The sequence below is a fragment of the Pseudoalteromonas sp. GW168-MNA-CIBAN-0100 genome (assembly GCF_040309225.1).
Taxonomy (GTDB): domain Bacteria; phylum Pseudomonadota; class Gammaproteobacteria; order Enterobacterales; family Alteromonadaceae; genus Pseudoalteromonas; species Pseudoalteromonas arctica.
Genome location: NZ_JBEOOL010000602.1, coordinates 1 through 269 on the forward strand (window position 1 = coordinate 1; position 269 = coordinate 269).

The window sequence follows — 269 nt, forward strand, 5'->3', positions numbered from 1 at the left end:
CATCAGTAGGCTCTAAAGCGCTAACGATTAAACAAGCGATTTTTATCGCGATGATCTTTGAGTTTGCAGGTGCTTACTTGGCCGGCGGCGAAGTTACATCGACAATTCGTAATGGCATTATTGATTCAACGCCATTTATGGATATTCCTGAATTAATGATATTAGGTATGATTTCTGCGCTTTTTGCAGCAGGCGCCTGGCTATTAATGGCATCATTCTTAGGATGGCCAGTATCAACTACTCACTCTATTATTGGCGCTATTATAGGT

Annotated in this window: 1 protein-coding gene; it reads left to right on the forward strand. The window is 41.3% G+C overall.

The window, feature by feature from the left end:
• On the forward strand, positions 1-269 hold a 269-nt coding region (locus AAEY62_RS22625), incomplete at both ends, for an inorganic phosphate transporter (protein WP_350636661.1).